The following is a 9352-nucleotide window of genomic DNA, read 5'->3' as shown; positions in this document are numbered from 1 at the left end:
CTGGCTCCTGATGCGTTCATCCGTGGGAACGGCCGTGGGACCACGGCCGGGGGCGGGGGCGGGCACCGGCGGCCGGTGCCGGGAGACGCGCGAGCACCCGCGCGCCGGGGTCACACCGCGGGGATCCCGGTTTCCCGGGGCATGCCGTCGCGCACCACGTCGTCGAGGACGCCGGGGTGGACCTCGCGCAGCCAGTGGTCGTGGTAGACGGTGTCCAGGTACCTCTCGCCGAGGTCGGGGGAGATGGCCACGGCCGTCATCCGGTCCTGCGGATCGTGTTCGGCCAGCCAGCGCGCCGCGCCCGCCACGACCGTGCCCGTTGACCCGCCGAACAGGAAGCCGCCCCGGACGAGCCGGTGGCAGAACCGCAGCGTCTCCGCCTCGGGGACCATGACGACGTCGTCGATCCAGCGCTCGTCCAGCAGGGGCGGCCGTACCCCCGCGCCCAGCCCGGGGATGGTGCGCCGGGACGGCGGGCCGCCGAAGGTCACCGATCCCACGCTGTCCACACCGACCACGGTGACGGGACGGTGGAAGGAGCGGAAGAAGCGGGCGCAGCCCATGAGGGTGCCGGTGGTGCCCGCCCCCACGAACACGACGTCGACCCCGGGGAACTGACGCGCGATCTCCTCGGCCGTCGTCGCGTGATGCGCCCGCCAGTTGCCGGGGTTGGCGTACTGGTTGAGCCACACCATCCGCTCGCCGGAGTCGGCCAGCGACCGGACCAGGGCGATGCGGGCGGCCAGGAAACCCCCCTCGTCGTGAGGGCGGTCGACGACGCGGACCTCACCGCCCAGGGCCTTCACGAGCCGGCGGGTCGCCAGGTTGCACCGGGGGTCGGTGACGCAGACGAAGCGGTACCCCCGGGCGGCCGCGATGACGCTGAGGGCGACCCCGAGGTTTCCCGAGGAGGACTCGACGATCGTGTCCCCCGGTCGCAGGAGACCGCGCTCCTCCGCGTCGCGGACCATGGCCGAGGCCGCCTTGAGCTTGACGGAACCCGCGAAGTTGAAGCCCTCGCACTTGAGGTAGAGCGGGACACCGAGGCAGCGCCGCAGGTCGACGTAGAGGTCGGAGACGTTGAACTCGGCGGGCGTCTGGATCACGGGCACGGCGGCTACCTCCGGGGCTGCGCTGTGGACGTGGCGGGCGGCCGGTTGCCCGCGTTCCCGTGCCGGTCGAGGTCGTGGAAGAAGTCCGGCACCACCACGGCCTCCCCCTCGGCGGTGACCCGGTCGTAGACGTGACGGCCCACCGCCAGGTCGAGGATCCCCAGGCCGAAGGGGGAGAAGACCAACGGCCGGTCGGGGGCCGGGGCGATCCGGCCGAGCAGGATGTCGGCGAGCGTGCCGGTGATGAAGTCGCGGTTGCCGGTCCGTTGCTCGACCAGGTGGGGGGAGGTCTGCGCCTTCAGGCAGTGGTCGAGGTCGTCGACGATGTTGTCGGCGGCCAGGATCACCTCCTCGCCCAGGTCGCGGAGGGACAGGTGGAGGACGATCGGGGCGTGGTCGAACCATTCGGGCCGGTGGACGTGGGGTGTCGCGGCGACGGTGGCGAAGACGACGAGGTCGCTGGAGCGGATGAGGGCCTCGGCGTCGGCGTGGACGGTGACGTCGGCCTGTTCCCCGGCACCGCGCAGGTAGCCGCGGAAGCCCCGCGCGTGCTCGGCGGACAGGTCGAACAGTCCCACCTCGTCGAAGGACCACCCGGTCGCGGCCAGGTAGGTGTGAACGTAGCGGGCGATCAGCCCGGTCCCGACGAAGCCGACCCGCCGGGGACGTCCGCGGCGCCGTGACAGGTGGTCGGCGGCCAGCGCGGCGGAGGCCGCCGTCCGCGCGGCGCTGATGATGGAGCTCTCCAGGCAGGCCAGGGGGTAGCCGGTGGCGGGGTCGTTGAGGACGAGCACGGCGGAGGCCCGCGGGATCCCCTTGTCGACGTTCTCGGGGAAGCTGGATATCCACTTCAGGCCGTCGACGCCGAACCGTCCGCCGATGGAGGCCGGAAGGGCGATGATCCGCGCCGAGGGGCGGTCGGCGAACCTGAGGAAGTACGACGGGGGGTTGTTCGACGCTCCCGCGTCGTGCAGCAGATACGCCTCTTCGACAATGCCGACGACCTTTTCCACGGAGGCCGAGAGAACGGATTCGACCTGGGATCCGGTTATCACGGAAAAGGAAGGAATCAATTCTGGTTCCGGCATGGCAATCCCCCTCGCGCACTAAGAGACCACAGCGGTGACCCCGCGCCGGATCGGCGCAGGGCAGACACTACATGCGCTTTCTCGGCCTCTCCCCGCGGAGAATGATCACCGCCACGCTTCCGTATTTGTCTTCGCGTCACACATCTGGTAAAAAATTACTAAGTTTCTTCAAACAAGACATAAGCCAACAAAGCAACACAGAGCCGGATATGAATTCATCCACCATCGGTGGTCCGCATATCGACGCATCGCTCCTATTGCCGGCAGCACCCCGATCCCTCCTGTCCGGAAACGGCCAGAAGGGGCGGGACACGCTCAACGACTTAAGCGACATTCCACTTAGACCATCACAGACTTCCCAGTGGCACCTTGACCGGCCCCTCCGCACACCGGAATCGGCGAGGAGACCCACCGTCCGATCAGGCGGGACCGGACTCCCACATCCCGCATGGACGGCCCCACGAGAACGTCGGCACACCGCCCTCGACACCGACGCGAACAACACTCCCCACCCACGGAAACCATCACTCCGGAACTCGCACACGCGCCTGACGCGGTGCGGGACCGGCACCACCCGGGAAAAGGCTCGCCCGGCTTTCCACCGCGCCATCCCACGGGCGAAGATCCGGTCGGTGCGATAAACCGCGCTTTCAAACGTCCGCATATCCACGTCCGCTTTGCCGGGCAACGCCGACTTCGACGTGTGCATAGAATCCGAAGCGTCCGAGGTTGAGCATCGAGAAAAGGCGCCCTATGGAGCATGATGTCGAGGCGGAACATCTGGTCAAACGTTTCGGCGAGCACACCGCCGTACGCGATGTCAGCTTGCGGGTTCCGGCCGGCAGCGTTCTCGGGCTGCTGGGCCCCAACGGCGCCGGAAAGACGACCACGGTACGCATGCTCGCCACCTTGGTCGAGCCCGATTCCGGCACCGCCCGCGTGGCCGGCCTGGACGTGGTGGCCGACGCCCGGCGCGTCCGCCGCCACATCGGGCTGACCGGACAGTACGCCACCGTCGACGGGCTGCTGACCGGGCGCCAGAACCTCGTCCTGCTGGGCCGGCTGCTGCGCCTGGGACGGCGCGGCGCGACGCGGCGGGCCGCGGAGCTGCTCGAACGGTTCCAGCTCACCCAGGCGGCCGACCGTCCCGTCGGCACGTACTCGGGCGGCATGCGCCGCCGGCTCGACCTGGCGACCTGCCTCATCGGCGAACCCCGGGTGATCTTCCTGGACGAGCCGACCACCGGACTCGACCCCACCAGCCGTGTCCTGCTGTGGCAGACCATCCGGGAACAGGTGGCCGCGGGCACCACCATCCTGCTCACCACGCAGTACCTCGAAGAGGCCGACCAGCTCTCGGACCACATCGTGGTCATCGACCGCGGCCGGGTCATCGCCGAGGGGACCCCCGACCAGTTGAAGGACAGCGTGGGCCGGGAACAGGTCGAGATCCGCCTCGCCGACCCCGGCCACGCCGAGACCGCCGCCGCCGTCCTGCGCCGCCAGGGCGGGGAGCCGGCCCTTGAGCAGGGCGGCCGGAGGGTGACCGCCACCCTCTCCGGGAACCTGCCCATGATCTCCCGGGTGACCGCGGACCTGGCCGAGGCCGGCGTGGCCGTCACCGAGGTCACCCTGCGCCGTCCGTCGCTGGACGAGGTCTTCTTCCAGTTGACCGGCGCGACCGCGCAGTCCACCGGCCCGGCCCCGCGGAAGGAGCAGGCATGAGCCGTACCGCCCCGATCCCCGACGACGGCCCGCTCCTGCGGCTCGCCCACGCCGTCCACGACGGGTTCGTCCTCGCCGGCCGGCACCTGACCCACCTGGGACGCACCCCGGAGAAGATCGTCACCGGGACCCTGACCCCCGCGGTGATCGCGGTGGCGCTGGGCTACCTGTTCGACGGCGTCGTGACGGTCGGCGCCGTGCCCGACTACACCGCCTTCATCATGCCCGGCGTACTCGCCCAGGTCGCCCTGTACGGCATCGGGACGACCGCGCTGGGGGTGGTGGCCGACCTGGACAACGGCATCACCGACCGCTTCCGCTCCCTGCCGATCTCGCGCTCCTCGGTGCTGGTCGGCCACACCCTGGCCGACCTGGTGGTGACCGCGGTCAACCTGGTCCTGGTCGCCCTCGTGGGGTTCGCCATCGGCTGGCGGATCGACGCCCCCGCCGCGCACGTTCTCGCCGCGCTCGGCCTGCTGCTGCTCTTCGGGTACGCGATGCTGTGGGTCGGCGTCCTGCTGGGCCTGGCGCTGCGCACGCCCGACACCGTCAACTCCGTGTCGGGACTGGTCCTGGTGGTGTTCTCGTTCCTGTCCACGTCCTTCATCCCCGTGGAGGCGCTGCCCTCCGGAGTGGCCCAGGTCGCCGCCTGGAACCCGGTCACCGCGCTGGTCACGGCGGTGCGCGACCTGCTCGGCGGGCCCGGGGGCGTGGTGGCGGCCGATCCCCCGCTGCCGGTGGAGCACCCCCTGCCCGTGCTGTTCGCGGCCGTCGCGCTGGTGCTGGTGGTGGCCGTCCCGATCGGCACCCGCGCCCACCACCGCGCCGCCGCCCGCTGAGGGCGAGGGGGGCGGCGCCGTTCTCGGGCGCCGCCCCCGTCCGCTCACGGCCGCCTCCCTCCGGTCCGGCGAGCGGGTTCCCCTCGGGCCACGGGGCGGGGCAGGGGGGTATCGGCGCCGCGGTCGCGGTCGAGGTAGGCCAGGACGGCGCGGACCCGCCGGTTGTCGTCGTCGGAGACCGGCAGGTCCAGTTTCATGAAGATGTTCGCGGTGTGCTTGGCCACCGCCCGTTCCGTGATGACCAGGTGTTTGGAGATCGCGCTGTTGGACCGCCCCTCGGCCATGAGGGACAGCACCTCGCGTTCGCGCGGGGTCAGCTCCGCGATCGGGTCGTCGGTCCGATGGCGGCGCAGGAGCTTGGCGATCACCTCGGGGTCCATGACCGTGCCGCCCTCGGCGATCCGCCGCACCGCCTCGACGAACTGGGCGGAGTCGGTCACCCGCTCCTTGAGCAGGTAGCCGATCGCGCCGCTGCCGTCGGCCAGCAGTTCCGAGGCGTAGATCTGCTCGACGTATTGCGACAGGACCAGGATCGGCAGCCGGGGGACGCGCTCGCGTACCCGAAGCGCCGCCCGGATCCCCTCGTCGGTGAAGGTCGGCGGCAGGCGGACGTCGACGATGGCCACGTCCGGCCGGTGTTCGAGCAGCGCGCGTTCCAGCTCCGCCCCGTCCTCCACCGCGGCGACGATCATGAAGCCGAACGCCTCCAGCATCCGGACCAGGCCGTCGCGCAGGAGGAAGAGGTCTTCGGCTAGGACAACGCGCACGGGACCTCCATCGTGACGACCGTGGGGCCGCCCTCGGGACTGGTCAGGGCGAGTATCCCGTCGAACGTGGCCAGCCGGCGGGTGATGCCCTCGATGCCACCGCCCCGGCCGGGGTCGGCCCCGCCACGCCCGTCGTCGGTGACGACCGCCCGCAGCACCCCGTCGGCGTGGCCGACGTCGATCCAGACGCCGCGCGCCTCACTGTGCTTGGCGGCGTTGGCCAGGGCCTCGCAGATCCCGAAGTACACGGCGGCCTCGACGGGCGCCGGAGGGCGGGCGTCCGGCAGGTCGACGTCCACCTCGACCCGCAGGGGGCTCTCCAGGGCGATCGTGCGCACGGCGTCGCCCAGCCCGCGGTCGGCGAGGATCGGCGGATGGATGCCCCGGACGAGATCGCGTAGTTCGGAGAGCGCCTTGCCCGAGGCCGCGCGCGCCTCCTTGAGCATGGCGCGGGCCGCCTGGACGTCGTGGTCGAGGAGCTGCTCGGCGGTGTCCAGGGTCATCCCCACGGCGACGAAGCGGGCCTGGGCGCCGTCGTGCAGGTCGCGTTCGATGCGCCGCAGTTCGGCGGCGGAGGTGTCCACCGCGTCCTCGCGGGTGCGCTGGAGCAGGTCCACCCGGTGGCCGAGGCGGGCACGCTGGTCGGGGCCCAGGAGCAGGGCCGCGAAACGGGCGTCGGCGTCGACGAGCGCGCTCCCGTATCGGGCCAGGACGGGGATCGTCCACAGCGTCAGGGGCAGCGCGACGAGGGCGTGGACCTGGTTGCCCACCGGAACGAAGAGGAACCAGGTCCCTCCCCCGGCCATGGCGAGCGACGGCCAGACGAACTGGTAGACGACCCCCCACACCGGCGCCAGGAGCAGCGCCGCGGGCAGCAGCGTCACCACACCGCCGACCACCGGCGCGGTCAGCAGCCACAGCGCGTCGCGCCAGGTGGCCCGGTCCCCGAGCGTCCAGGCGACCTGGCGGATCCGGCCGGCCGCGCCGGAGCCGAAACCCGGTTCGGCCTGGTAGGGGGCTGGTATGCGCAGCCCCGACCAGCGTTCGGCCAGGTCGCGCCGTAGGCCGGTGTGGGAGCGGATCGCGGCGATCGCCCAGGGGGTGGTGAACAGGCCGATCCCCACGGGGATCAACGCGATCGAGCACAGCAGGAACACCAGGAGCACGACCCCCAACAGGAAGGAGGAGAAGAGCAGGAGCCCCCGGCCGGCCGCGCGCAGCCCCGAACCCGGTGCCGGCGCGGTCCGTCGCGCCGTGCGCGCGCCGGTGCGGTTCTCCCCGGTCATCGTCTCCCCTCTCCTGCGAACGGTCCTGTCACCGCCGTGTACCGACGGTGAACGGTTGGATCGCTACAAGTATCGAAGGGCGGTCGCCGCCGCGTCAGCGGCTTTCCTCCCGAAACGGGGGTGTATCCAGGTACACCCCCGGTCCGGGTTCCACCCCCATTCCGGTTCTGACCGGCGCTTTCTAGGCTCTCGATGCCATCGGCCACCTCCGGCCAACGGTCCATCCAAGGAGCAGGAATGCGACGCCCCGAAAATCGCGCCGCCGCGCTGGGCATGTGGAGTGCCCGGCACCGCTGGACAGCGGTCCTCGGCTGGACGGCGTTCGTCGTCGCCGCCGTGCTGGTCGGCTCATGGCTGCCGCAGCAGGAACTGACGGACACCGACCTCGGCACGGGCGACTCCGGGGCCGCCGCGCAGATCCTGGCCGACGCCGGCATCGAGGAGCCCGCCGGCGAGACGCTGATCGTCCACGACGACCAGCTCACAGCGGCCGACCCGGCCTTCTCCCGCGCGGTCGACGACCTGGTGGACGCCCTGGCCGCCGAGGAGGCGGTGCGCGACGTCGTGGCCCCCCGGGACAGCGGGGCCGTCTCCGCCGACGGACACTCGGTCCTCGTCGTGGCCACCCTCACGGGCGACCCCGACACCGCGCACGAACGGGTCGGACCCGTGATCCGGGCCGTCGACGAGGTCGCCGCCGACCATCCCGGCCTGGAGATCGGGCAGCTCGGCGCGGCCAGCGCCACGAAGATGGCCGACGACTTCATGGCCGGTGACTTCACCCGGGCCGAGTGGACCGCGGTCCCCCTCGCCCTGGGCATCCTGCTGGTCGCCTTCGGCGCGTTCGCGGCGGCGCTGCTGCCCGTCGCGCTCGCCTTCACCGCCTTCCTCGCGGCGGTCGGCCTGCTGGCCGTGTTCAGCCACCTGCTCCCCGTGGACAGCGGTGCCGCGCAGGTCATGCTGGCGATGGGGCTGGCCGTGGGGGTGGACTACTGCCTGTTCTACCTGCACCGCGAGCGGCGGGAGCGGGCGGCGGGACGCGACGCGCGGACGGCGCTGCGCGTGGCCGCGGCGACGTCGGGCCACTCCGTCCTCGTGTCGGGGGTGACCGTGGCCGTCGCGGCGTCGGGCATGTTCCTGTCCGGCCTGGTCAAGCTGGAGGGGTACGCGATGAGCGTGATCATCGTCGTGCTCGTGTCCATGCTGGGGTCGGTGACGGTGCTGCCCGCCCTGCTGTCCCTCCTCGGCGAGCGGGTCGAGTGGGGCCGCGTCCCGCTGCGCCGGCGCGCGCGCCGCTTCGGACGGGCCTCGACCGTCCTCGCCCGGCTGCTCGACCTGGCGCTGTCCCGTCCGGGCGTCTCCGCGCTCGTCACGACGGCGTTCCTGCTGGTCCTGGCCGCCCCGGTGGGCCACATGCGCACCGAGCAGCTCCCCATGGACGAGCAGGTCCCGGCCGACTCCGCGTTGGCGGTCTCCTACCGCCTCATCGAGGACGCCTTCCCCGGGCAGGGGTCCGCGGCCAGGGTCGTCGTCACCGCGGACGACGTCACCTCGCCCCCGGTGCGCGCGGCCGTGACCGATTTCGTCGTCGCCGCGCAGGACGGGCCGGCCTCGGGGCCGCCCCAGGTCACCGAGCACCCGGCCGAGGGGGTCGTCGTCATCGACGTTCCCGTCCCCGGCTCCGGGAGCGTGGAACGCGCCGAGGAGGCGATCTCGACCCTGCGTTCGACGACCGTCCCCGACACGCTGGGGGCTGTGGCCGGCGTCGAGCGCGCCGTGGTCGGCGGCCCCACGGCGGCCTCGATGGACTTCAACGCCGAGCTGCGCGAGGCGGTCCCGCCGGTGTTCCTGTTCGTCCTGGGCACGGCCTTCCTGTTGATGCTCGCCTCGTTCCGGTCGCTGCCGATCGCGGTCATCTCGGTGGCGCTCAACCTGCTGTCCATCGGCGCCGCCTACGGCGTCATGGTCGCGGTCTTCCAGTACGGCTGGGGCGCCTCGCTGATCGGGGCCGAACCGGTCGGGGCGATCGAGTCCTGGCTGCCCCTGTTCGTCTTCGTGGTCCTGTTCGCGTTGTCGATGGACTACCACGTCTTCGTCGTGGCCCGTATCCACGAGGCGCGCCTGCGCGGATGCGGCACCGTCGAGGCCGTGCGGGAGGGCATCTCGGCGACGGCGGGCGCCGTCACCGCCGCCGCGGTCATCATGGTCGCCGTCTTCGCGATCTTCGGGTCGCTGTCGGTACAGCAGTTCAAGCAGATGGGGGTGGGCCTGGCCGCCGCGGTCGTCTTGGACGCCACGGTCATCAGGGTCGGGCTGCTGCCCGCGGCGATGGCGCTGTTCGGCGAGCGGGTCTGGTACCTGCCACGCTGGCTGGCCTGGTTGCCGCGGGTCTCCCACGGCGCGCCGGCCGACGCCGCGGAGGGGTCCCCGGCCGACGCGCGGCCCCGCGCCGACGCGCTGTCCCCCCGCTGACCCTGCCCCGCCGGTCCCTACGGGCCGCCTGTGGACCGGCCCCGCCCCGGCACCGTAGGCTCC

At 72.1% G+C, this 9352-nt stretch carries 7 protein-coding genes; 3 read left to right on the top strand and 4 right to left on the bottom strand.

The genetic code is table 11. The annotated features are described in order from the left end of the window. Positions 1–110: 110 nt before the first annotated feature. Together sbnA and sbnB are read right to left on the bottom strand one after the other, a co-directional pair. Complete coding sequence (gene sbnA / locus ACYVHU_RS14820; protein WP_078761973.1) at positions 111–1112, bottom strand: 2,3-diaminopropionate biosynthesis protein SbnA; 1002 nt, start codon at positions 1110–1112, stop codon at positions 111–113. A gap of 5 nt (positions 1113–1117) precedes the next feature. Beyond that, positions 1118–2200 carry a 2,3-diaminopropionate biosynthesis protein SbnB gene (sbnB, locus tag ACYVHU_RS14815; protein WP_078761974.1) on the bottom strand — a complete coding sequence of 361 codons (1083 nt, stop codon included), beginning with the start codon at positions 2198–2200 and terminating at the stop codon, positions 1118–1120. 753 nt (positions 2201–2953) lie between these two features. Between sbnB and ACYVHU_RS14810 the strand changes: the two genes are divergently transcribed. Together ACYVHU_RS14810 and ACYVHU_RS14805 are read left to right on the top strand one after the other, a co-directional pair. After that, the gene (locus tag ACYVHU_RS14810) at positions 2954–3925 is read left to right on the top strand and encodes an ATP-binding cassette domain-containing protein (RefSeq protein ID WP_432937704.1); all 972 of its coding nucleotides are present in this window, start codon (positions 2954–2956) and stop codon (positions 3923–3925) included. Beyond that, positions 3922–4764: an ABC transporter permease gene (locus tag ACYVHU_RS14805; RefSeq protein ID WP_078761976.1), complete on the top strand. Its 843-nt coding sequence runs from the start codon at positions 3922–3924 to the stop codon at positions 4762–4764. The genes ACYVHU_RS14810 and ACYVHU_RS14805 overlap by 4 nt, the downstream gene beginning before the upstream one ends. 44 nt (positions 4765–4808) lie before the next feature. On the opposite strand, the gene ACYVHU_RS14800 is transcribed toward ACYVHU_RS14805, so the two are convergent. Further along, positions 4809–5531 (bottom strand): response regulator, encoded by a 723-nt coding sequence (locus ACYVHU_RS14800; RefSeq protein WP_432937708.1) that lies wholly within the window; start codon positions 5529–5531, stop codon positions 4809–4811. Continuing rightward, a complete protein-coding gene (locus ACYVHU_RS14795) occupies positions 5516–6817 on the bottom strand; it encodes a sensor histidine kinase (protein WP_432937711.1) in 1302 nt (433 codons plus the stop codon). Before ACYVHU_RS14795 ends, ACYVHU_RS14800 begins: the two co-directional genes overlap by 16 nt. 237 nt (positions 6818–7054) lie before the next feature. Between ACYVHU_RS14795 and ACYVHU_RS14790 the strand changes: the two genes are divergently transcribed. After that, entirely contained in the window at positions 7055–9289 is a 2235-nt protein-coding gene (locus tag ACYVHU_RS14790; protein ID WP_498948782.1) for an MMPL family transporter, read from the top strand. Positions 9290–9352: the final 63 nt, after the last annotated feature.

It is taken from the genome of Marinactinospora endophytica, assembly GCF_054780875.1.
The sequence above is the reverse complement of the archived record's forward strand: the minus strand, read 5'-3'. Positions and strand labels throughout refer to the sequence as shown.

Coding starts and splice junctions, on each gene's coding strand:
- ACYVHU_RS14810 (WP_432937704.1), top strand. CDS start 2,954: ATGGAGCATGATGTCGAGGCGGAACATCTGGTCAAACGTTTCGGCGAG.
- ACYVHU_RS14795 (WP_432937711.1), bottom strand. CDS start 6,817: ATGACCGGGGAGAACCGCACCGGCGCGCGCACGGCGCGACGGACCGCG.
- ACYVHU_RS14805 (WP_078761976.1), top strand. CDS start 3,922: ATGAGCCGTACCGCCCCGATCCCCGACGACGGCCCGCTCCTGCGGCTC.
- ACYVHU_RS14790 (WP_498948782.1), top strand. CDS start 7,055: ATGCGACGCCCCGAAAATCGCGCCGCCGCGCTGGGCATGTGGAGTGCC.
- sbnB (WP_078761974.1), bottom strand. CDS start 2,200: ATGCCGGAACCAGAATTGATTCCTTCCTTTTCCGTGATAACCGGATCC.